The following is a 21,850-nucleotide window of genomic DNA, read 5'->3' as shown; positions in this document are numbered from 1 at the left end:
GCATGCTGGACGCTGCCGATCTGCCTGACGATATTGCTGAGTTGAAGGCGCTTCTGATCGCAGCAACAGCGCTCGGTCTTCGTAAAGATGATCGGATTGCGCGGCTGGAGAAGCTGGTTGCAGCCTTCAAACAGGCCGCTTTTGGACGCAAGTCAGAGAAGATTAATCCTGAGCAGTTTGATCTGGCTCTGGAAGATCTGGAAACAGCTATAGCGGCGATCCATGCGGAGGATGAAGCGGATACAGCTTCCACCAAGCCTGCCTCAAAGCCACGTGCCATCAATCGCGGTTCTCTTCCAAAGCACCTGCCACGTATCGACGAAGTGATGGAACCGGAAAGTCTGATTTGCGCCTGCGGTGGTTGTCTGCATTGCATTGGTGAAGATGTTTCTGAGCGACTGGATGTGATCCCTGCGCAGTTTCGTGTCATTGTCACGCATCGTCCCAAATACGCATGCCGCGCTTGCACTGATGGTGTTGTGCAAGCACCCGCTCCAGCGCGACTGATCCCGTCAGGCTTGCCGACAGAAGCAACAGTTGCGCATGTGCTGGTTTCCAAATATGCCGACCATCTTCCGCTTTATCGCCAGGCCCAGATCATGGGCCGTCAGGGCATCGACATAGATCGCTCGACACTGGCTGACTGGGTGGGACGGACAGCCTTTGAGCTGCGCCCTGTCTTTGATGCGCTGATTGCTGATCTGAAGCGATCAAGCAAACTCTTCATGGATGAGACGCGTGCACCGGTTCTTGATCCCGGATCAGGAAAGACCAAAACAGGATATTTTTGGGCTTTGGCGCGGGATGACCGACCATGGGACGGCAATGCCCCGCCCGGTGTCGCCTTCACTTATGCGCCCGGACGATCTGGCCAATATGCCGAACAGATATTGCAGGACTTCAACGGTATTCTGCAAGTGGATGGCTATGCAGGCTACAATCGGTTGGTCACGCCAGATCGTGTTGGTCAGAATATACAATTGGCTTATTGCTGGGCTCACGCGCGTCGCAAGCTTATTGAGATTACGCGCACAGGCTCGTCCCCGATTGCTGAAGACGGTGTAAAGCGGATCGGCGAACTCTATAAGATCGAGGCTGGATTGCGTGGTCTCAATCCAGAAGCGCGGCTCGCAGTTCGTCAGGCACAATCAAAGCCGCTGATCATCGATATGCAAACATGGCTTGCGCATCACCGCGCACGCGTGTCGGCAAAAGCGCCATTGGGCGAGGCGTTGAAATACATCGCTAAATACTGGGACGGCTTGTGTCTGTTCCTGTCTGATGGTCGTGTCGAGCTGGATAACAACAGCGTCGAAAGAACAATCCGGCCAATTGCGCTCGGCCGTAAGAATGCACTCTTCGCAGGTCATGAAGCAGGCGCTCATAACTGGGCTACGATCGCCTCGCTGATCGAAACGTGCAAACTCAATTCAGTAGATCCGCAGAAATGGCTGACAAGCACGCTCACTGCAATCGTTAATGGCCATAAGCAGAGCCACATCGACCAACTATTGCCATGGAATTATCAAGACAACGTGTGATCAAGACATCGCTTACGGTTAACCGGCATCTCCACTATGAACTAAAAAAGTTCAAAGAACCGGGTAGGCTCAATGATATTTTCGAAGATGTCGGCCGGCTCAGACGCATCGTCTGGTACTTCGACAACCAAAGATCAACTGTACTTCTAGTACGAACGCCTCTCCGTCACCAAATAAGCACTACTTTTTAAATCGCTAGCGTTTTAAGGCTTCCCACATGCATAAATCCAACCTGTTGAGGCATCAACGCAGGTCAAGACGGCTCCTGAATGCATAAATTTGGATTAGGATTATCACCCTCTAATCATGGAAAGTCCGTTACGGCGAGTTTGATCCAATCAGAGGTCTTTGATAAAGAACCCGGTCAGACAGGTATAGGGATTAAATCAATATCGCCGAACCCTCGAAGCCAAAGGCGTTTGAATTTGAGACTGGCGAGATCGACGTTTAACTCCGAGGTGAACGGTTCGAGATAGGTCGCAGCATCAGAACCTATGAACCCTATATTTGCTGCCTTCATCGCCTTGAAAACCTTGCAGACTGAGGAAACGAATACAGGCATTAGATCGATATAAACTTGATCCGAGGGATATCGTTCTCGCAAGGCGCGCTCCCGAACGCTCGGCAGGGCCAGTCCATCGTTTATCAGCTCGAAACGCTTCTCGGCTCTGCTGCTACTCATGAAGGTGTCGAAATAAGGCGATGCGAGCGAAGGATTCAGACGTGAATCCAAGTCGTCCAACCTAACATAGTGCGACATCGCGATCTGACGGCCGTGAGTGGTAGAGTGACTTGCGAGTAGGAATGATGCGCCACCGGAACGTTGCAGTCCCCCTTGAATGTGCAGCCGATGATTAAGTGTCCGAAAGAGCGGGTGGTTACGGTGGTGGATTGCATTCCTGACGGCGATCAAAAGCGAAGTGTCGGCGTGATCCAAGTATGAAAACAGATCCTTCGACACGTCATATAGCGTATGGAATATTTCCAGCTTCATCTCGAATGTGCGATCCACATTATCAATCGCTTCCTCTCGATCGACTTTAAATACCCCAGGGAACAGCAGGTTCGCTTCGACAAATATACGCATGGAGTTTGCGAGGTTGCTGATTGCGCCCTCAACTATGCCGTTCTGATTCAATGCCGCCTCATATTTATTATTACCCTCAGGCATTCCGCCCATCTTTGCGCGAATCATCCAAGGCCAAGTGTTACGTTCAAAGATATATTCGAATGCGTTTGCCGTCCGCGCAAATGAATCTGGAAAGTGGAAGACAGGAGAGACAAATTAATTGAGATGGCAGCGCTAACGCGACCTCGAAACAGAGGCTCACGACGATTGACCGCAGAGACCTGCGAGGCAATGCGCGATGCAACATATTGTGTTATGATAATCGGAATTGCCGTCTCCACAAGTCTCGGCTGCACCAGACCGCATAGAATATTAAGGGTCGCTTCGACTGTGATCGCCACCCCAACTTTCGTGAAAAGACGTGAAATCATCATCGTCGATCGGATTGGGGTGAACTGCAGCATAAAAGGTTCCAATTCGATCACTGTAGTCTCCAGTCACGATCAGACTGGTTTTTTTGAATATGATTGTAGCATGTTGCGTCAACGGTCCTGCAACTAAGAGGCAATGGAGCTTTTCGCGGAATATCGTCAGTCACGTCATCTGGATTAGATGTGATCGGATGGCAGGCACCTGGTCGTTCATCATGCTCAAATACCGAAAGCCGCTCATACTTTCCAATAGAATCGAAGTTTCGAGGTTGGCTTCGAAATCCACCTTGCCGTGATGGAGCTGTCGTTCTTGACCTCATCTTATCATGTGGAGTGCCTATTGAACTTCATAATATATGCCTCTCACGTGATGTAAGCGCTGATCAAATCTGCATTGTCGCCGATGATTGCGAGCCTAGCTGCTGGGAACGTTTTCGAATTTCAAAAGGTCGCTAATTTTTTCATCCGCTTTCGTCTATCTTAATCTTGACGGGACTAAAACGACCTACCCGGAGGCTATCATTCGGGGCCAGTCACATCGTTTACGAACCGTCGAAGTCGAACCCGCTCTTGCGGATCCGCGGTCATCGCCCTAATACTTAAGGGCAGACCAAGAGGGCAGCTTTTCCTTCCGTCGGCAATCATTTCTCCCACAATGGTAAGCGCTGGATTAATCCGCCGAACACTCCAGCCATGCTTCTCCGCAATCTCGTTACACGACACCATGCCGTCGGTTTCTAGAACTGCCATGGCAACGGCTACAGCGTCCTGACGCGGGCTGACATTCTCGAACACGATGGGGTCGAATGCTTCATATAGCTTAGATTCTGTGACGATGTGACCGAACGGTTTTCCAATTACCTTGCTGATCCTGAGCATGCCTTCGAGTTCCAGCTCTCCCACTGCTTCGAGAATTTCCGTCTCTGACGCTTCCGGAAATTGGGCGACGATCTGATCGTAGTTGAATATGTCAGCCCAACCCTGCTCGGCATTCTCACTCATCCAGCGACCCAGGTATGCAGCATTTTCGGACAATGGCACACGTTTCAGGATGAAGTTCACCGCTGCTTCCGTGTCGTTTGCAAGCTTTGTAATCTCCTGCCTCCAGCTCTCGTCCTCAATGTCAGACTGGGGCGGATGCGTCAGGCTATAAATTGCCGACAGATGGCCGCCTGCCAACGGGATAGCGGAGACAGTGGCATCGATCAGTTTTCGGACAAGAGCGCGCTTTGGCGACGGTGTGGGCAGTTTGATCGACATCTTATCCCCCTCCCATTAAATAAAAATTTTGAATTTGGTTTTTTCGCTGGCCGCGCATCAAAACTTCGGGATGATGTTTGAAAAATCCAACTTGAAGTGTTCCTGCGTCTCGCACAGCGTTTTGAAGAGCATAGTAAGCGTGGACATAGGTAACATTGTCGTTTGTGGGATGCTATTTGTTATTAACCGTTCTGTACTCCAACTTATGAATGTTGAGACTGAATTGAGAGCGATCACCTTGGCACAGGATGATGAAGTCGCGAATTTGTTCACAGTTATGCAAGGTTATAAGCCATCTGCTACCAATTTTGCCGAGAAGCATCGTCGACCATAATACTACCCGGGAAAGATTTTGTCGTTTGCGCGTGATGCGCTGACCTTCGTGCTATTAATTAGTTTCGTCAGATGTTCAATTTTGCCCTTTACACCGCGTTCGATGACATCTGATCGCGCCAAGGCATCGGCGAGTAGCGGCAAATCTCTTTCCGCTACTTTTAGTTCTCCTAGTACCGGAATGCTGACTGCACTATGCTTGCGTACGAAAGTCAGATCACTTTCGTCATCAATGTAAACGACCTTCCAGTACCCCGTGTGTTTGGGCTTACCTTTTTTGACATCGAAATCAATCAGCCAGTCATCTATCGCCATACTCTTACCCCACCCCTCATAAAACTCGGTTCCTGCGAGGCTTTTATCTCTACTGAGGGCGTCGGCGAAGGCTTTTTGAGCGTGATCAGATTCGTTCTCTGCCCATTGGACGACTTTTATACCGCTAAATGCGGGATGGTCCGGCTGCATCCTGACTAATTTAAGCAGATCAGATGTTAGGCTCGCACCTAAAGGAGCGAAAGTTTTCCGCGCATTCCAGACTATTTTGGCCAGACTAATTTGCTCCGCGGTAATTTTTGATGCTTTTGAAAAACGCTGATCACACCAGCCTGAAAACTGCTTAATAAGGCCGGGCTCCTGGCTCTCAATATTTGCTTCAGCCCAACCTGTTATATATGCTCCCTCGACTACCAATCCATTGCTTGAAGCATTTGATGAACCCATCACCAATTTATCAGGCGTTAAGTAGACTTAGCCATGTAGTCGACAGTCTGTTCTTACATCGACGTTATCCAACTTCATCAGTCGTTCAATTTCATCGGGATTGCAGGCACCAGAGTCGAGATTACATACGATCCGAAGGGACTTCCACTTCTTATCAAGAGCGAGTTTATCGATTGCGCCGCTTCCCCAAAACGCCACTGCCAGGGTTGCAGTATCGGTCTTTAAAAGCATATCCCGGATGGCTGTAACGGCTCCGGTTTCATCAAGAAAAGATGTCAAATTTTGCCCCACTTCCACTTTATTACTTTATGTTGAAATCACGCCTATGAAGCCTGCTTAGTCCGGCAACGCGTTGACCCTGCGGCCAATTACAACCATTAAAGAACGATAATTAAACGACCTTACTTTTCAACGCTTGCCCAAATGCATTCACCTCGAGCATCACCCCACCGTTTCCAGAAACTCCCCGATATTCATCAGCCATTCCTGCTGATCGGTATGATAGGTAGTGTGAATGCTTTTTGGGAGGACGAGTTGCAGGGACTGCGCCTGCATCTCACTGGTCTGGGTTCTTGAGATGGATGGCTCAAGGGTCAAGAGATGTTTCTCTGAAATCCTGTTCGCTTCGGCAAGCACCTGTCGCCACCGGTCCTTACAGGTCGTCTTGACTGCCAGCATGCGAAGGTTTTCCGCGGGGAAGGTGGGATTGGCATAGGACGCTTCATCCGGAAACAGAAAATCCGCTGCATTGCGTTTTTCGGTGGTTGCTTCGCGTTTGTAGGCAACCTTGTGTGCCTTCAGTACTGCTTCCACGTGATGAGCAAATGCATAGCCGGCGCGTGACTTGCGCCGGTTCTGAACACTTAGCGAAAACGATAAAAAGCCATCGACGTCTGCATCACCATTTTGCAGGAAGCCTGCTTTCAGCCGCTCGGCCACCACAACGCGCTCCATGTGACGGAACAGCGCTTCCTCATGCTCCATCCAGGCGGTCAGTGCGCTGTCAGGATCTGCAAGTGGATCAACACCTTTCAGCGTTTTGCGGGCGAATTCAGAAAACTTGGCTGTTCCGGGAAATATGTTGCCAAAGCGGGTAATCAGCAGACTGAGCGCATCGGGTTCGGGTTCTTCTGTTTCAATACCCAGCTCATCAAGAATAAACTTTGCGGCCAGATCAATGTCACGGCCGCCATCATTGCTGATATCCTGCTGTGAGAGTTTGAAATCCGTGGTGAGTTGCAATCCGAACAGCCACAGAAGCTTCTGTTCGATCGAGCTTCCTGACGGGCATAGGATTGCCAGGACTTTGCGCTCCGCTGTCATGCAGAGGAAGAGTGTGTCTCCTGCTTTTGCGCGGTAGACAACGCTTTCTGCGGCTGCCGGGTAAAAGAGACGATACTCCGGGGAACGATGTTTTTGTCTTTTCCGGCTGTTGTACCACGTGCCGGTCAATTCCAGTCGCAGCGGTTCGTCCTGTTCGTCATCCATCCAGATATAGGTGAGGGGGATTTTTTCTTTCTCATCCGGTGTACCAACGAAGGCCCGGAAAATATCGACCCCCTGAAACTCATGCCCGTTGGAGACAGTTGGATCGACTTCGGTACCGCGAAGAACCTTTGCGCCAGCGCCGATAAAATATCCTGATAAATAACCCCGTCCAGCCACTCTCAGTCCGCCTCAATTATCCGCCTAAATCTGTACGCCGCGAATCTGCAATTCGCTGTCGTCAGTCAAAAGCCACTGGCCGAGAGTGTCAATCACTTCCCCGGAGGATCTGCGGGTCTTTCCCTTCAGCGCGCATTCCCAGATGATTGCAATACGCCAACCAGCACTTCTCAGCTCTGTCAGATTGCGCTCATCACGGGCGACATTGCCACCAATCTTTTCACGCCAGAATTCTTCGCGTGTGGCAGGCCAGCGAAACAGATGGCAATCATGCCCATGCCAGAAACATCCGTTGATGAAAATGACTGCGCGATATTTTGCCAGCACCAGATCAGGTTTGCCGGGTAGTTCCTTTGCATGCAGGCGAAAGCGGAACCTGCTGGCATGCAATCCTTTGCGAATGGTCAGTTCCGGCTTTGTATTGGTCGCGCGTATAGCAGCCATATTGCGGCTGCGCGTCGCTTTGTCATGTACGTCAGCCAACCTTACGTGCCGGTGTTCTGCTTTGCGCAATAAGATCCAGAATATATGGCTGCATAATCCGTGCAACCTCGGCAAAGACCGGAACAGCGACCGAGTTGCCAAACTGCTTATAGGCCTGTGTGTCAGACACAGGTATGCGGAAGTCATCCTCATATCCCATAAGCCGCGCACATTCACGCGGTGTCAGCCGGCGCGGGCTTTTGCCTTTTCCACGGCTGATGAGAATTTCTGATCCGTCCTTATAGTAGCGGGCTGAAAGCGTGCGTGCGATGTTTTCAGGGCCAACAAGACCAAAACCAAAGCCATTGCCCTTCGCTTTGTGCTTGGCAGCGTAGTCCTGCAGATATTGCCAGAGTTTGTCTGTGAGGATGTACTTTTTATTGACCTCAGCAGAGGCGCCTACTGTGAACTCCCCTTCCGGCTTTTCGCTGCCATCTTCCGGATGTAAAATTGAATTCAGCCGTTTTGCGCCATAGGCAGGCAGTTCAAGCGCATCAAAGCTGAAATTGACCGGTGTACGAAAGCCGACAATGACAATACGCTCTCTGTGCTGTGGCACAAAGTGCCCTGCATCGATTACACAGGTATGGATTGAATAGCCAAGCTCTTGTTCAAGCTTGCGGCGGATCACACTGAATGTCCGGCCTTTATCGTGGCTCCTGAGGTTCTTCACATTCTCCAGAAGAAAGGCTGCCGGACGATGATGCTTGAGTATACGCAGTACATCAAAAAACAGTGTGCCCTGCGTTTCATCGTCAAAGCCGTGCGCGCGGCCCAGTGCATTTTTCTTGGAAACGCCGGCAATCGAGAAGGGCTGGCAGGGAAAGCCTGCAACCAGCACATCATGGTCAGGCACCTCATCAGCTGTCACTTCGCGGATATCGCCAGCAATCGGTCGGTTATCACGGTAATTGGCATGATAGGTTTTCTGGGCATACTTGTCCCATTCGGATGTGAATACACAGCGCCCGCCAGCACTTTCCAACGCGCGCCGCAATCCGCCAATACCTGCAAAAAGATCGATGAAGGTGAACGAACTGTCGCCCGATGGCTGACGACGTTTTTCCGCTTCACTGCGTAAAACATTCACAACGGCTTTTCGTGGGGTTTCCTCGCCGCGTCTCCAGCGGTAGATATGCCCCTCAGAATAGCCGAGAATCTCTGCAGCGTCTGCAACTGACAGCCCGGATTGCTGAAGAAGGCTGTCGAATTCGGTCTGCATGTTCGTGCTCCGCTTAGCATATTCCCTGGGAATATTTCTGACATGAAGCCAGCAAATCACCCGCATTATGCGAACATAAAGAAAACTTTCTCTTAATGCCATTATCTGTATTGAGAAACTATGTGGATATCACCGACGCATTAGGGTGCATTTCATTCATCACTCCCTTCTGTCAGCCAGCCAGTCGTGATGCTGACAGAAGCGAGAATTATTGCCAGTTGAAGTCTGACTGACGGCGATACTCCGTCAGAACAAATATTGCCGTGCATTCAGCATTAAGCGGCAGAGTATAAAATCTGAACGTGAGCTCAGACTTCCATCCAAACCTGATTGAGAATTCGGGCAGCCAGCGCAGCCTTATCCTGCGGCAGAAAACGCCCATAATGGCTCGCGACCATTTCCGGGGTATCCTGAATCGCATAACTGGCTTGCTCGTAAGATCCTGTTTGCTTGAGAATATGGGTGGCCAGAACACCTCGCACATTATGCGGCCCATGGGGAAGCAAGCCTTTGATCGCGCCCCGGTCAGTATATGGGTTGTAAATGCCATACCGCTGTATTGTGAGCCGCCATGCTTCGTAAAACGTCGTCTGGTTATAGGCTGCATCTTTACTCGTCAGCTTTACAGTTTTCACGAACAGCGTGCCTGGATCTTCTGCTTTGCCGAGAAGGACAGCCCGATGCCGGCTGATGTAGTTTTCAAGGTGCTTATAAAGATCAAGCAGATCGGGCAGGATCAGCCGAAACGGTTTTGAACCAAAGAATGATGAATTCGAATTTTTAAACGCAACCGCCGGAATGAAAACTTCCCAGCCATTACCGCGATCGCTCCAGCGGATTTCGCCGCGCTTCATATCTTCAAGACGACGCTCAGGTGTTGGGAATTGCCCGCGTGGACAGACAAGAAGCTGTCGCAGGTTCTTTTGACGAAGCCCAAGATGTAATCCAAGCCGAAGCATCAAAAATGACCGGACAGCTTCAGCGGCCTGTACAGGATAACGACCATCATCTGGAATGCGCTTTACAATTTCGTCTGTAATTTTTCTATATTCAGCGAGTGGTCTGTCAGCCTCCAGAACACACATGATCGGTTCGAATGGATCCCGGTGCACGCGCATCACGCGCTGGATCTCCCTTGATCGATGTGCTGCATGTTTAAAGCACTCAGCACATGCTCCATGCCAGTCCTGCTGCGCAAATTCGATTTCTTCGGCGCTCACTAGTCCCCGAACAGGCTGCAGTCCTCTGGCCAGTTCAGCATGTTGCCACATCCAGCCGGTTTCAGGTCGCGTCATGCCGAGAAGTGCGCTCAGCATGTCCTGCTCCCAGGATGTGTAAAATCCGCGTCGCTTCTCTCTCCACTGACGGTACTAGTCCCAGATTCCGGGAAATACCAACAAGCCGAATGTTATCTGTTGCAATGGAATGCCCCGGCCTTTAACTTCGCCATCTTGTGAAGCTGCGAGGGCGCCTAATAAAGGGCCAAAATGTTCGACTTTTTGTGATGCTGTCTCTTCTCCCCAGACACCGTTTCGCTGATAACCGACTGATGTCAGCGTGGCAGTTTTAAACCGCACGAGATTGGCCATTTCCATTGCAAGGCGCGGAGGTGCATCCACAACGCCAGCGAGCAGGTCTGGATCATCTAAAGCAGCATTTTCATCAAAGCGGTCGTCAAAATCCAGAGTTTCGGATCTGTTTCGTGGTGACAATGCGGTCCCGTAAGTGATCCCGGGGAACCGTATGGCATATCGCTGTCTGGATGCCTTCGCCTGAAACCGGCGATAATCAGTCGAGCCTGATACGATCACGCGGCGGACCCATTCCAGGATCTCTTCTCTTTTGCTAAATGGAAGCTGATTAAAGTCGTCGGGCAAGTGCCATACAATACGCCGTCGTTCGGAAGCGCTGATGTCGTCACCCACTTCATGACCATATACCGACCGGGTCTGATGCGGCAGTCTGGACTTAAAATATCTTTCTGGGAGACGATAGCGTCTCTCTATCCGAGAAAGCACATCGAAGCTGTCGGCGGAGCGGGGTGTTCTTGTTCCATTCGCCCAATTGGCTATGGTACGGATGTCAAATATCTCATGCTGTTTCACAACTGCACGGTGGAGACGCCAGTAAGTCTCATTGAACCTGCGCATGTGATAATTCAAAGCATGCTGGAAAGTCTGCGGATCCTCAACACAGTCGAATAGTGGCTCAGGAAATTCCTCAACAGGCTCGCTCAGTACTACAGGTGATGGCCGGGGACGGACCGAAGTTTTACCAGACGCCGAAACGGGAGACCTTACCTGCTTCGGCACACGAACTGCAGAGCGGCGCTCCCGTATGTTCCGTTTAGGTGCAATCTGATTTGTTTGGGGAGCCCCATTGTCGACCCATCGAATTATGGATTCCAGCGCAGGCCGGATTATAGTCTTCAGCTTATCTGTGAACTCGCAATCTAACCGGGTTTCCGAAGCCAATGATAGCCAGTCAATCTGGCTTCGGCGCATCGGAGGCTTTCTGTAATTTACGATCAAATCAATGAAGTATGGGCTGATCTTATTGAGTATTTCATCCGACACGTGCGGCTTGACGCGTTTATCGCAGAATTCGGAAATCATACTTTGAAATTGAAGTGGTGAAGAAATCTGTGTTTTCATTGCTGCCCAAATTGCTGAATTGACCGGCTGTTGCCGGGCGAGGGCTGCTAATGGGAAATAATTAATCTATTCTGAAGCATAACGAAATTTGCAAGGATGTTGAAGGTTCATATCCCTTCAAGATATAGTAACCACTAATATATGATTCAGGGCCATGCTGTTGCAGCCATCGCGAGAGGACTACTAACCCAACTCAAAAAAGTTCGTCACAGACGAGTTCATTCGAGGCACCATTACGCAACCTCAATTTCGGAACCGACACTGGCCAGCTCCTTATGAATTTTCCTTCCCTGTTTCATGATTTGCCGCCATCTGCCTGGAGCATTGCCTGTTCGTCGTTTGAATACGCGGCTCAGAGACAAGTCGCTGTCGTAGCCAACCATGTTTGCGATGTGTAGCAGGCTCTCGTCTGTCGCTGCCAGCAGCATTTTGACTCGATAAACGCGCCATCCAGTAAGGTAATCCAGAGGGGCCTCGCCAACGACCGATTTGAACAGGGCTGCAAAGCTTGAACGCGAAAGTCCGGCTTCCTGTGCCATGTCTTCGACGGTCCAGCGGCGAGCGAGATCAGAATGGATGGCGTGGATCGTTCGTGCTAGTCGCCGATCTCCTAGGCCTGCGAGCCAGCAACTCGTCTTGCCAGTATCGTTGCTGCATAATGCGCGCAGCGCCTGCACGAACAGGGTGTTGACCAGTCGATCAATCACAAACCCTGAACCGTGCTCGCCGGCGTTGGTTTCCATACCGATGAGATCGAGGGTCGCTTTGATCAAAGCGGAATGCGTATCATACAGCGGAAAATGAACCAGTTCTGGTATCGAGCGAAACAGTGGCTCCGCGGCAACTGCATCGAAGGAAAAGCGAGCTGAGACCAACTCGGTCTGCAAGCCGCTTCCGCCATAGGCCACTGTGCCTATCGTTTCTGATGTCACCACTGTTTCACAGGCAATCACGCTTTGGTCAGGCACGTCCGATAGATCGAAGGTGACATTGGGCTGCACAATCATGCAGGTGCCGGCAGTCAGTCTGACCGGATCGCTGATCCCTTCCCACCTCAACCAGCAATCACTTCCGGAGATCACGACCAATCTGGCGTTTTCTCCGGTGTGAAACCGGATGCCCCAGGGCGCGGTCAGGTGGAGACTGGCGTAGAGCGACGTTTCGACCTGCATCTGGTGGATGATTTCATCAAACGGGTTCATCATTGTTCTTCAAATTGGACGATCGGACATAAATGCCAGACTAAGAGGCATTATTCATCCGAACTACCAATGCTAGTTTAGCTCCATAGTCAAGCATGGAGTTGAAAGATGAAAGTTTACCGCCACAAGCACGTGGGCGACATGGGCACCCTGAATGTCAATGAAGAGAACCTTCCCGAGGTTGGTACAGGTCAGGTGCTGGTTCGTGTCGAGGCAAGTTCGCTGAACTTCCGCGACATCATTATCGCCCAGGGACACTATCCCTTCGGCATCGTTGAAAACCACGTGCCCCTGTCGGACGGTGCAGGTGTCATTGAAGCCGTCGGTGACGGTGTGCGGCGGTTTACTGTCGGCGATCGTGTCATGAGCAGCTTCTTTACGAACTGGTTCGGCGGTCGCATTCCCGCGCACCGCGAGCAGTATCAGAATGAGCAGGACGGCTGGCTTACTGAATACCTCCTGATCAGTGCGGAAGCTTTGACGAGCGTTCCCGATCATCTCACATTCGAGGAAGCCTCGACATTGCCATGCGCTGCTCTGACAGCCTGGTCGGCGGTATCAGGTGTCGGTCCGGGAGACACAGTGCTAACTCTGGGTACTGGTGGCGTGTCCATCTTTGCCATCCAGTTCGCCAAAGCCCTCGGCGCACGCGTTATCGCCACGACGTCGTCCAGCGACAAGTTCGAAAAACTGACGTCGCTTGGGGCAGACAAACTCATCAACTATCGCCAGACACCCGACTGGCACAAAGAGGTTCGTGACCTGACCGCTGGTCTGGGTGCTGATCGTATCGTCGAGGTTGGCGGACCGGCCACCATTGCCCAGTCCGTCCGCTCGATCCGCGAAGGCGGTCAGGTCTCCATCGTCGGTGCTCTCGGCCTTGAAGGCGAGGCAATTGATATCATGAAGCTGTTTTTCAGCCAGGCGACCTACAAGGTCATCAGCGTTGGTAACCGCAGCGACCTTGAGGAAATGAACCGGGCTGTCGCCGCTCACAAAATCCGCCCTGCGATCGATAGCGTCTTCGCTTTTGAGGATGCCCATTCAGCCTATGAGCGCCTAGGTAGCCGAAACGTCTTCGGCAAGGTTGTCATTCGCAACTGATATTATCCTGACTTCCAAGGAGATTTTGGAATGACCGCCTATGCAATTTTTATTCGGGAACGCAGTCGTGACGCCGCTGAACTGCAGACCTATGCCGAACTGGTGACGCCACTCCTGGGAGCATCGAGTGCGAGCGTGCTTGCGGCCTATGGTGCATTAGATGCCCTTGAAGGCCCTGCTCCAGAAGGCGTCGTGATTGCCAGATTCCCAACGATGAAAGCCGCTCGTGACTTTTATGACAGTCCCGACTACCAGGCTGCTGTGAAGCACAGGTTTCTAGGTGCAGACTATCGCTCTTTCATCATTGATGGGATTGAATAGGGTCACTGCAATCTGAAGTTCGTCATTTTTCTTTAGAAGCGCCCGCCGCGATGCGGCAGGCGCTTCATATATCAGATCGAATGCTCGTACTGACGGTCCGTGACCTGCTCCATCCAATCCACGACCTTGCCATCGAGATTTTCCTGAATGGCGATATGGGTCATGGCAACCGTGGGAGAAGCACCGTGCCAGTGCTTTTCGCCGGGCTCGAACCAGATCACGTCACCGGGGCGGATCTCCTCGATTGGGCCACCTTCGCGCTGAACTCTGCCAAGTCCCGCAGTCACGATGAGAGTTTGGCCCAGAGGATGGGTGTGCCACGCAGTTCGAGCACCCGGCTCGAACGTAACGGACGCGGCGGCACCCCGTCGGGCGGTATTGGCTGCAAAGAGCGGGTCAATACGAACAGTTCCGGTGAACCAGTCAGCCGGACCTTTGCTTGATGGCTGTAAACCGAGTTTAATGATCTCCATGGGTCTATCCTTTGCAGTATGAGCAGTGATCGCTACCGTATGTCTTGATGACGGGTCATTATAAACGACCCGTCATGAATAGTCAGAAGCGGTCGTAGCTCACGCGCCAACCTTCTTCGGCATTCACAGGGGAAATCACCAGTTTGTCACCGGTGACCTCGAACTTGCGCTCAAGTCGCTGACCGATCAAGTTGCGGACGAGAGAGGATTCCACCGTGATCGCGAATATGTTCTTGGCGTCGTCGATCTCGACCGGGCCATAATACGCCTCATAGGCTTTTGTTGTGTAAGGCGTGTCAGCGGCATTGGCATCGGGGTTCATGGCCTGGACTGATAGGGTACCCCCTTTGGTGAAGACAAGCTGGCCTGAATAGGGAATGGCCTGAAGATTGCCCGCAGTGCCCACTTTCAGCTCCGACATACGCCATGCACCGATAATCGGTGACTTTGTATCGCTGGCGAATGCCGGAGAGGTGAACGCCAGTGCCAGTGCCGTGAGGGTGATTTTGAAAGTGTTCATCAATATGTCCTTCGTTTGGGGGAGAGTTAGAGGTTCTGGTGGACCCGTTCGTTGAGAGCGGGATATGCGCCGCGCAGCGGAAGCGGGTCGAACTGCAATGAGGCGGTCAGGACGCGTCGGTCCGTCCCGGCTCAGACCGGTTGCGCTGTGGGCCGGAAGAGGATTTCGTTGATGTCGACGTCATCAGGCTCATTGATCGCGAATGCGACGCTCCGGGCGAAGGTCCCGGGTCCGATGGCGATCTTGCTGACAAACTCCCTGGTGCCCGACTGAATATCCTTTTCGCTGATATGGTCGAGGAGTTCAGTGCTGACCGCACCCGGCGAGATGATGGTCGTGCGGATATTGTAGGGCTTCACCTCCTTGCGCAGACCCTCTGAGAGCGTGCGGACGGCATGTTTGGTGGCGCAATAAACAGTTGCACCCGGATCGACGACATGGCCATAAACCGAGGAGACATTGATGATGTGCCCGGACTGTTGCGCCTTCATGTGGGGCAGTGCCGCAGCAATACCGTAAAGCACACCCTTAATGTTGACATCGATCATTCGATCCCATTCGTCGATCTTCAGGCGTTCCAGCGGGGCCAGCGGCATGAGACCGGCATTGTTCAGCATGACGTCGATCCGACCAAACCGCTCGACAGCGATATCGACAAGGTTTTTGACCTGATCCCGGTCGGTTACGTCAGTACCGACCGCAACAACGTTTTGGCCTTGCGCGGTCAGTTCCGCAGCCAAAGCTTCGATGCGCTCAAGGCGGCGTGCGCCGATAACCACCTTTGCACCGCATGCGGAAAGATGGCGGGCCGTCGCTTCGCCGAGGCCACTGCTGGCTCCGGTGATGACAATCACCTTGTTTTCGATTTCTTGTGACATGATGGTCTCCACGTTTTTGAGTTTGAGAAATCAGTTGCGCGGCCGGGCGAGGGCAGCCAGAACCGCCGCCCCGGCAAGGAGAACTGCGGAGAGCACGAAAGCACTCCACCATCCGATGGTGTCGAACAAAACCCCGCCTACAGACGCGCCACCCGCGATGGCGAGTTGGATCAGTGCGACTTGCAGGCCGCCGCCGGCTTCGAGATCATCGGGGATGATCCGTGTCATCCAGGTGTTCCAGGCGACGGGTACCGGCGTAGAAACGACACCCCAAAGAACGAGCAGGGAGGCCGTCAGCCATTGGAATGGTCCGCCTGCGATCAGAAGCAGAGCAATGACGGCGAGGATAACGGGCATGCCGATAAGTGCGAGGTCGAGATGCTGACGAAGCACGAAACCGATCGCAAACAGCCCTGCCAGGCCGCCGGCGCCCAGACCGAGCAACACCATGGACAGCGTGTTGATATCGAGACGAGTCACCTGTTCCAGGAATGGCCTCAGATAGATTGAAAGCGAATTCATCCCAATGAACGTCACGGCCGTCGCCACCATCCCAATCACAAACGTACGATCGCGCAACAATCCTAACATCGTCCCGACGGTAGCAGCCTTGGCAGACGGCATCTTGGGCAGAGCAGTGATCTGCCACACCAGCGCTATAAGCCCTATTGGCACTGTTACGAAAAAAGTGTTGCGCCAGCCCATAAGGCTGCCCAGAAAACTACCCAGCGGTGCGGCAGCAACGATTGCCATCGCCGTACCGCCCTGAAGCAACGCAATTGCCTTCGGAAGATCTGGGCCGGATGCGAGCCGAGCCAGAATGGCGGTCGACAGCGACCAGAAGCCACCAATCGCGATTCCAACCATGGCACGCCCGATCAGTAAGATGAGGTAGCTTGGGGCAAGGGCAACAGTGAGGCTGGAGAGCGTCAAGATCGACGTATAGAAAACTACGACCATTTTCCGGTCCAGTTGGCCGAGAAGCCTGTTTCCGAACAAGCTGGTCACGACTGCACAAAAGCCCGAGACTGCGATCGCCAGTCCTGCTTGTCCCTCGGTAATAGAAAGGTCCTGGGCTATCGGCGTCAGCAGGCTGACTGGCATGAACTCCAGTCCCACCAGAAGGAACGTCAGCAGGGACAGGCAGGTAACGGCGCTCCAGGGCGTTGACTGCAGGCTCTCATCCGTGGTCAGTTCAGTCATCTCATACTCGCTCTCTTTGCAAGTTAGATAACTGTGTTGAAGTCGAGCCACTAGACGATATAAACGACATGTCGTGGTGAGAGAGATTCAACAATGCGCCGAGATGAATTTACCGAGATGCGAGCCTTTCTAGAGGTGGCGCGAGAACGCAGCTTCACGCGCGCGGCAGTAAAACTTGGGGTCACCCGATCCGCTCTTAGCCACACGATCCGAACGCTGGAGGAGCGGCTAGGAATGCGTCTTCTGGCGCGCACGACCCGCGACGTGGCACCCACTGCCATGGGGCAGCGGCTGGTCCAGAGCATTGAGCATCATTTTGAGGGTATTAGTTCGGAGATCACTGCGCTGAAGGCTCTCAGCGACAGGCCCTCCGGCCACGTCCGGATCGTCTGTCCTGACGACGCAATTGAATTGGTGTTTCGGCATCGCCTGAAAAATTTCCTTCGCGAATACCCGGACATTCAGGTGGAACTTATCGTCGACAACGGCTTTACAAATATCATTGAGCGGCAGTTCGATGCCGGCGTACGGTTAGGCGAGGCGATAGCGCGGGATATGGTCGCGGTGCGTATTGGTCCCGATGTCAGTTACTCCGTCGTCGGTTCGCCTGAATACTTCGAGCGACGCCCAGTGCCAGTGAGCCCACAGGATCTCACAGAGCATAATTGCGTCAACCTTCGTTTGCCAACATCCGGCGGCCTTTACGCCTGGGAATTTCAGGAGGACGGGCGCGAGTTCAGCGTCCGCGTCGCTGGCCAACTCGTCTATAGCAATATCGGTTCTGCGATCGACGCAGCCGTTGACGGAATGGGTCTTGCATATGCGCCGACCGATCTCATTCTGAGATATGTCAAGGATGGGCGTTTAAGGGAGGTCATCAAGACCTGGTGCCCGATCTTCCAAGGTTATCATCTCTACTACCCCAACAGACGGAACCATTCTTCGGCGTTCGCAGCATTTGTAGAAGCGTTCAAGTTTCGGGAGGTAGGCTGAGGAAAAACGATCTAACCAACAGATTGTGCCTTTAGTTGGTAGAAGTGTTAGACAAGTTAACCTCTGTATTGCTGTCTCGGCTGGTGACTGTTTGCTCAAGGTTCAATACTGCTCGTAGTAAGTGGGGCTGCCTGCAGCATTGCAATGCCCAGGGCGACGCCGGCGGGATACGCCGACGTCGCGATTTTCTCAGGCTTTGAGGTTCTCGTTGAAAAAGCTTTCCAGCTTCGCAAACGGTATAACGTCAACTTGGTCATACAGAGCCACATGGTCAGCGCCCGGAATAATAAGAAGTTCCTTAGGCTCGGCCGCAGCTTTATATGCATCCTCGCTGAAATAGCGTGAATGTGCGTGCTGTCCAGCGATGATGAGCGAAGGGCGTGGAGAGATTTCCTCGATGTATTGCAGGATCGGCATATTCATGAATGACAACGGTGTTGTGGCGGTCCAGCCGGTTGTCGAATTCACCGAATTCTTATGAAAGCCCCGCGGGGTTTTGTAATACTCGAAATATCGGATCATGAACGGTGTATCGACACCTTCAAGGCTATCGGGAAGCCCGCCAGCCATTGCTGGAGCGCCATTTTCTGCGTCCAACCAACGCTGTTGGCTCATCTTCTCCAGTGCTTGTGCACGCTCTTCTGGGGTGGTGCTATCATTGTAACCGCGGGACATAACGCGTGTCATGTCGTACATACTTGTCGTCGCCACAGCCTTGACGCGCTTATCGGCGGCAACTGCGTTCAAGGCCATACCTGCAAAACCGCAGATCCCGATAATGCCGATCCTTTCGCGATCGACTGAAGAATGCAAACCAAGGTAGTCGACGGCCGCGCTGAAGTCTTCGGTGTTGATGTCAGGGGACGCGACATTGCGCGGCTCACCACCGCTCTCGCCAGTGTAGGACGGATCGAAAGCAAGCGTAACGAAGCCCCGCTCAGCCATTGTCTGTGCATAAAGGCCGGAAGACTGTTCCTTGACGGCGCCGAATGGCCCCGCAACGGCAAGCGCCGATAGTTTCCCTGACCTCTCTTTTGGCAGATAAAGATCGCCTGAAAGGGTGATGCCATAGCGATTTTTGAAAGAGATCTTTTCGTGATCGACCTTATCGCTGAGTGGAAAGGTCTTGTCCCATTCGGCACCCTGTGCAAGCGCAGGGGTTGCTCCGACAGCCATGATAGGCACGGTTCCAAGAGCGGCAAGCAGAGCGCCCGCCTGCAGCACGGAGCGACGGGATGAACTGAACTCTGTAGCGGTTCCTCTCTTGTCAGTCATGTCAATTTCCTTTTCTAATTCACAGGCGCGAGCCCATAGCCATCGGCGGCGCTACAGCAGCACTAACCCGCCTTTGGCTTTGTTTATTGAGGGGAATTCGGGCTCTCGGGTTTTTTACCAGGGCTGGTTGGCTGGCCCGACGGTGAACTCATTGATCGTAGTGTCCTCAGGGGCATCTACGGCGAACTCAACGACTCGCGCGATGCGATCTGGTGAGATGCCGTACTGATCGTAAAGCTTGTGCAGCATCTCTGACGTGGTCGCTTCACTGACTGTGTTGAGCAATTCAGTGCTGATCGCCGCCGGATAGATATTGGTGGTTCGGATGTTTGTGCCCTCCATCGCCGATTCCATCCGCAGGACTTCAAGGAAATTGCGCAAGAACCACTTGGTGCCGCCATAGACGGCGCCGCCCGGATAGGCTTTGAGACCTGCTACCGAAGACGAGGCAATCACTTGACCGGATTTTTGCGCCACGAAGGTCGGTAGAACGGCTGCCAGGCCATTGAGAACGCCGGTTATGTTGACGTCGACCATCTGGTGCCACTCGTTCGTCTTAAGCGCCGACAGCGAAGAATTGGGCATAATTCCAGCATTGAGAAAAATGACATCGACCCGGCCGAATTTGTCCTTGGCGAGGGCAACGATGGCATCATTGTCCGCTTGCTTCGTGACGTCGAGCTCCTGGTAGATCGCTTCACCGCCCTCCTGAAGGATGGCGTCCGCTAGCATCTTGAGCTTGTCGGCTCGACGTGCGCCAAGGACGACCTTGGCACCCCGGCCTGCCAATAGCCGTGCTGTCGCTTCGCCGATACCAGACGATGCTCCGGTTATTATAATCACCTTGTCTTTAATCATGTCGTAATCCTTTTCTTTACGCTCATTGCCAGGCAGCGTTGAGGTTGGATTGCACTATTTCAGGCAATGATCGCGTAGCGGTATAACAATCCATCGGAATTCTTGCCCGATACTCCAGCATTATGGGGAATGCGAGTGACATAAAAGTGAGGAGGTGTATGTTGGTCGCACGTGCAACATGGAAATCGATATGCCTACAGATGGTCGTACAAAGCCCCGGGGGGATGAGCTTAGTGCTCTTCAAAGACGGTTAGCCGAAGCCATTGCGAAAAGGACGGTGGGAGAGGACGACCGCGCGACAGCTATTCCCGGCTTGACCTTTTTTCGGCGAGAGAAACTGACTGGCCCTACTCCCTGTCTCATCGAGCCCAGCATTGTGTTTGTCGCCCAAGGAGCCAAACAATTGCTAATCGGAGAGCAGGCATATACCTACGACACTGATCGTTTTTTGATTGCGTCCCTCGACCTGCCAGGCAGCTCGCAAGTGCTGGAAGGCAGCTCTGAAAAGCCTTGCCTTGGACTGGCACTTCGCCTCGACCTGAGGGTGATTTCGGAACTCGTTGCACATGTGCGGCTACCCGCGCATCGTGAATGTGTATGTGACAGTAGCGCGGCAATCGGCAGCATCACACCAGCGCTGTTGGAGCCGTTTACCCGGTTGTTAGCTCTTCTGGAACATCCTGATGAAATTGAGGCGTTGGCGCCACTGGTCGTCCGTGAAATTCACTTTCGTCTTCTTAAAAGCGAGGTAGCAGGGCGCTTACTGCAAATCGCGTCAGCGGGTAGCCAGGGCCACCGAATTGCCAGGGCCATCGACTGGATGAAGGGGAACTATGCCCGGCAGTTGAGTATCGAGGAACTCGCGAGACATGTTCAGATGAGCGCTTCCAGCCTGCACCACCATTTCCGACAGCTTACTGCCATGAGCCCGCTACAGTACCAGAAATGGATGCGTCTCAACGAGGCTCGACGCTTGATGCTGAACGAGAATATGGATGCCGCCGCGGCGGCCTTCAACGTGGGTTATGAGAGTCCATCCCAGTTTAGCCGCGAGTATAGCCGCCTATTTGGGGCGCCGCCCAAGCGCGATATTCTTACTCTGCGAGAACGAGCTAGCACCACCAGCGCATGAGATTCGATGACCTTAGCACGGCTCATTTCGGGACTTTGGTTCAATATGGCTAAAGATTGGTGATCGCAAATATCAGACTGATAGGTCGCGGTACTGTGGTCGTTGTTGATCGTAGGGGTCAAACATAATCGTGAGGGCTACATTGGCAGTGTGGCCCGCTGACAAGGGTTTTACAGACTAAAGCGTCGCCGCCGATAGCTGAACCATCGGCGGCTGATTGGTCAGCGTTCGCTGTCTATAAGGGAGCCGCCATCCGGGGTAAGGCTGCATCCCGTCATGTATTGCGAGTCTTTGCTGGCAAGGAAAAGGACGACCGGTGTCAATCGGAACGAAATATTCACCCCTTTTACTTATGCAATTTTGACCCCCTGATTACGGATTAGCACTTGGCCTGCCCGACGCTGGCCGGGGTTGCAAAGGGTAGGCCAAGTGCGGGTGATTAGCTCTTTCGGCTTTAGATCCCATGAGGAGTGAACAGCGGCCGTCGCTCTGGCAGAGTGAGGTTGCATCAAA

General features: G+C 52.8%; 20 protein-coding genes and 2 pseudogenes. 5 read left to right on the top strand and 17 right to left on the bottom strand.

Going from position 1 to position 21,850, the window contains the following annotated elements:
- The first annotated feature begins 2 nt into the window (after positions 1-2).
- Positions 3-1,541, top strand: coding sequence for an IS66 family transposase (tnpC, locus tag ACOZHT_RS24095; RefSeq protein WP_421567070.1), 1,539 nt, complete (start codon positions 3-5; stop codon positions 1,539-1,541).
- Positions 1,542-1,905: 364 nt separating this feature from the next.
- Here the strand turns inward: tnpC and ACOZHT_RS24090 are convergent, their stop codons facing one another.
- The 10 genes and pseudogenes from ACOZHT_RS24090 to ACOZHT_RS24045 form a co-directional block, all read right to left on the bottom strand.
- On the bottom strand, positions 1,906-2,712 hold the full coding sequence (locus ACOZHT_RS24090; protein WP_421567068.1) for a hypothetical protein: 807 nt from the start codon (positions 2,710-2,712) through the stop codon (positions 1,906-1,908).
- A 20-nt stretch (positions 2,713-2,732) separates the two neighbouring features.
- Positions 2,733-3,074, bottom strand: coding sequence for a hypothetical protein (locus ACOZHT_RS24085; RefSeq protein WP_421567066.1), 342 nt, complete (start codon positions 3,072-3,074; stop codon positions 2,733-2,735).
- Between the two features lie 486 nt (positions 3,075-3,560).
- A complete protein-coding gene (locus ACOZHT_RS24080) occupies positions 3,561-4,301 on the bottom strand; it encodes a hypothetical protein (protein WP_421567064.1) in 741 nt (246 codons plus the stop codon).
- A 336-nt stretch (positions 4,302-4,637) separates the two neighbouring features.
- Positions 4,638-5,354, bottom strand: coding sequence for a hypothetical protein (locus tag ACOZHT_RS24075; RefSeq protein ID WP_421567062.1), 717 nt, complete (start codon positions 5,352-5,354; stop codon positions 4,638-4,640).
- Between the two features lie 27 nt (positions 5,355-5,381).
- Positions 5,382-5,633, bottom strand: a complete 252-nt coding sequence (locus tag ACOZHT_RS24070) for a phospholipase D family protein (RefSeq protein WP_421567060.1) — start codon at positions 5,631-5,633, stop codon at positions 5,382-5,384.
- Between the two features lie 162 nt (positions 5,634-5,795).
- Entirely contained in the window at positions 5,796-7,019 is a 1,224-nt protein-coding gene (locus tag ACOZHT_RS24065) for a type II restriction endonuclease (protein ID WP_421567058.1), read from the bottom strand.
- 24 nt (positions 7,020-7,043) lie between these two features.
- The gene (locus ACOZHT_RS24060) at positions 7,044-7,463 is read right to left on the bottom strand and encodes a very short patch repair endonuclease (RefSeq protein ID WP_421567056.1); all 420 of its coding nucleotides are present in this window, start codon (positions 7,461-7,463) and stop codon (positions 7,044-7,046) included.
- Positions 7,464-7,494: 31 nt separating this feature from the next.
- A complete protein-coding gene (dcm, locus tag ACOZHT_RS24055; RefSeq protein WP_421567054.1) occupies positions 7,495-8,724 on the bottom strand; it encodes a DNA (cytosine-5-)-methyltransferase in 1,230 nt (409 codons plus the stop codon).
- A 308-nt stretch (positions 8,725-9,032) separates the two neighbouring features.
- Positions 9,033-11,378 (bottom strand): annotated as a pseudogene (locus tag ACOZHT_RS24050) (hypothetical protein).
- A gap of 233 nt (positions 11,379-11,611) precedes the next feature.
- Positions 11,612-12,583: an AraC family transcriptional regulator gene (locus ACOZHT_RS24045; RefSeq protein ID WP_421567052.1), complete on the bottom strand. Its 972-nt coding sequence runs from the start codon at positions 12,581-12,583 to the stop codon at positions 11,612-11,614.
- Positions 12,584-12,721: 138 nt separating this feature from the next.
- Here ACOZHT_RS24045 and ACOZHT_RS24040 point away from each other — a divergent pair, with 138 nt between their 5' ends.
- Positions 12,722-13,684: a zinc-dependent alcohol dehydrogenase family protein gene (locus ACOZHT_RS24040; RefSeq protein WP_421567050.1), complete on the top strand. Its 963-nt coding sequence runs from the start codon at positions 12,722-12,724 to the stop codon at positions 13,682-13,684.
- Positions 13,685-13,714: 30 nt separating this feature from the next.
- Entirely contained in the window at positions 13,715-14,005 is a 291-nt protein-coding gene (locus ACOZHT_RS24035) for a DUF1330 domain-containing protein (RefSeq protein WP_421567048.1), read from the top strand.
- A 71-nt stretch (positions 14,006-14,076) separates the two neighbouring features.
- Here ACOZHT_RS24035 and ACOZHT_RS24030 read toward each other — a convergent pair whose 3' ends face one another.
- The 4 genes from ACOZHT_RS24030 to ACOZHT_RS24015 all read right to left on the bottom strand — a co-directional run bounded on the left by ACOZHT_RS24030 (position 14,077) and on the right by ACOZHT_RS24015 (position 17,079).
- Entirely contained in the window at positions 14,077-14,478 is a 402-nt protein-coding gene (locus ACOZHT_RS24030; protein ID WP_421567046.1) for a (R)-mandelonitrile lyase, read from the bottom strand.
- A gap of 82 nt (positions 14,479-14,560) precedes the next feature.
- On the bottom strand, positions 14,561-14,998 hold the full coding sequence (locus ACOZHT_RS24025) for a lipocalin-like domain-containing protein (protein WP_421567044.1): 438 nt from the start codon (positions 14,996-14,998) through the stop codon (positions 14,561-14,563).
- Between the two features lie 131 nt (positions 14,999-15,129).
- Complete coding sequence (locus tag ACOZHT_RS24020) at positions 15,130-15,876, bottom strand: SDR family oxidoreductase (RefSeq protein ID WP_421567042.1); 747 nt, start codon at positions 15,874-15,876, stop codon at positions 15,130-15,132.
- Between the two features lie 30 nt (positions 15,877-15,906).
- On the bottom strand, positions 15,907-17,079 hold the full coding sequence (locus ACOZHT_RS24015) for an MFS transporter (RefSeq protein WP_421567040.1): 1,173 nt from the start codon (positions 17,077-17,079) through the stop codon (positions 15,907-15,909).
- Between the two features lie 93 nt (positions 17,080-17,172).
- Between ACOZHT_RS24015 and ACOZHT_RS24010 the strand changes: the two genes are divergently transcribed.
- Positions 17,173-18,072: a LysR family transcriptional regulator gene (locus ACOZHT_RS24010; RefSeq protein ID WP_421567038.1), complete on the top strand. Its 900-nt coding sequence runs from the start codon at positions 17,173-17,175 to the stop codon at positions 18,070-18,072.
- Between the two features lie 189 nt (positions 18,073-18,261).
- On the opposite strand, the gene ACOZHT_RS24005 is transcribed toward ACOZHT_RS24010, so the two are convergent.
- Positions 18,262-19,347: an alpha/beta hydrolase gene (locus ACOZHT_RS24005; protein WP_421567036.1), complete on the bottom strand. Its 1,086-nt coding sequence runs from the start codon at positions 19,345-19,347 to the stop codon at positions 18,262-18,264.
- Positions 19,348-19,461: 114 nt separating this feature from the next.
- Positions 19,462-20,205 (bottom strand): SDR family oxidoreductase, encoded by a 744-nt coding sequence (locus ACOZHT_RS24000; protein ID WP_421567034.1) that lies wholly within the window; start codon positions 20,203-20,205, stop codon positions 19,462-19,464.
- A 190-nt stretch (positions 20,206-20,395) separates the two neighbouring features.
- On the opposite strand from ACOZHT_RS24000, the gene ACOZHT_RS23995 reads away from it, so the two are divergent.
- A complete protein-coding gene (locus tag ACOZHT_RS23995) occupies positions 20,396-21,337 on the top strand; it encodes an AraC family transcriptional regulator N-terminal domain-containing protein (protein ID WP_421567032.1) in 942 nt (313 codons plus the stop codon).
- 221 nt (positions 21,338-21,558) lie between these two features.
- On the opposite strand, the pseudogene ACOZHT_RS23990 reads toward ACOZHT_RS23995, so the two are convergent.
- Positions 21,559-21,660 (bottom strand): annotated as a pseudogene (locus tag ACOZHT_RS23990) (3-oxoacyl-ACP reductase); the annotation flags it as partial.
- Positions 21,661-21,850: the final 190 nt, after the last annotated feature.

Source organism: Ochrobactrum sp. EDr1-4 (assembly GCF_049199085.1).
Taxonomy (GTDB): Bacteria; Pseudomonadota; Alphaproteobacteria; order Rhizobiales; family Rhizobiaceae; genus Brucella.
The sequence above is the reverse complement of the archived record's forward strand: the minus strand, read 5'-3'. Positions and strand labels throughout refer to the sequence as shown.

Bases quoted from the DNA above. Each gene is read 5' to 3' on its own strand.
- tnpC (WP_421567070.1), top strand. From the start codon at position 3: ATGCTGGACGCTGCCGATCTGCCTGACGATATTGCTGAGTTGAAGGCG.
- ACOZHT_RS24090 (WP_421567068.1), bottom strand. From the start codon at position 2,712: ATGCCTGAGGGTAATAATAAATATGAGGCGGCATTGAATCAGAACGGC.
- ACOZHT_RS24085 (WP_421567066.1), bottom strand. From the start codon at position 3,074: ATGCTGCAGTTCACCCCAATCCGATCGACGATGATGATTTCACGTCTT.
- ACOZHT_RS24080 (WP_421567064.1), bottom strand. From the start codon at position 4,301: ATGTCGATCAAACTGCCCACACCGTCGCCAAAGCGCGCTCTTGTCCGA.
- ACOZHT_RS24075 (WP_421567062.1), bottom strand. From the start codon at position 5,354: ATGGGTTCATCAAATGCTTCAAGCAATGGATTGGTAGTCGAGGGAGCA.
- ACOZHT_RS24060 (WP_421567056.1), bottom strand. From the start codon at position 7,463: ATGGCTGCTATACGCGCGACCAATACAAAGCCGGAACTGACCATTCGC.
- dcm (WP_421567054.1), bottom strand. From the start codon at position 8,724: ATGCAGACCGAATTCGACAGCCTTCTTCAGCAATCCGGGCTGTCAGTT.
- ACOZHT_RS24045 (WP_421567052.1), bottom strand. From the start codon at position 12,583: ATGATGAACCCGTTTGATGAAATCATCCACCAGATGCAGGTCGAAACG.
- ACOZHT_RS24040 (WP_421567050.1), top strand. From the start codon at position 12,722: ATGGGCACCCTGAATGTCAATGAAGAGAACCTTCCCGAGGTTGGTACA.
- ACOZHT_RS24035 (WP_421567048.1), top strand. From the start codon at position 13,715: ATGACCGCCTATGCAATTTTTATTCGGGAACGCAGTCGTGACGCCGCT.
- ACOZHT_RS24030 (WP_421567046.1), bottom strand. From the start codon at position 14,478: ATGGAGATCATTAAACTCGGTTTACAGCCATCAAGCAAAGGTCCGGCT.
- ACOZHT_RS24025 (WP_421567044.1), bottom strand. From the start codon at position 14,998: ATGAACACTTTCAAAATCACCCTCACGGCACTGGCACTGGCGTTCACC.
- ACOZHT_RS24020 (WP_421567042.1), bottom strand. From the start codon at position 15,876: ATGTCACAAGAAATCGAAAACAAGGTGATTGTCATCACCGGAGCCAGC.
- ACOZHT_RS24015 (WP_421567040.1), bottom strand. From the start codon at position 17,079: ATGACTGAACTGACCACGGATGAGAGCCTGCAGTCAACGCCCTGGAGC.
- ACOZHT_RS24010 (WP_421567038.1), top strand. From the start codon at position 17,173: ATGCGCCGAGATGAATTTACCGAGATGCGAGCCTTTCTAGAGGTGGCG.
- ACOZHT_RS24005 (WP_421567036.1), bottom strand. From the start codon at position 19,347: ATGACTGACAAGAGAGGAACCGCTACAGAGTTCAGTTCATCCCGTCGC.
- ACOZHT_RS24000 (WP_421567034.1), bottom strand. From the start codon at position 20,205: ATGATTAAAGACAAGGTGATTATAATAACCGGAGCATCGTCTGGTATC.
- ACOZHT_RS23995 (WP_421567032.1), top strand. From the start codon at position 20,396: ATGCCTACAGATGGTCGTACAAAGCCCCGGGGGGATGAGCTTAGTGCT.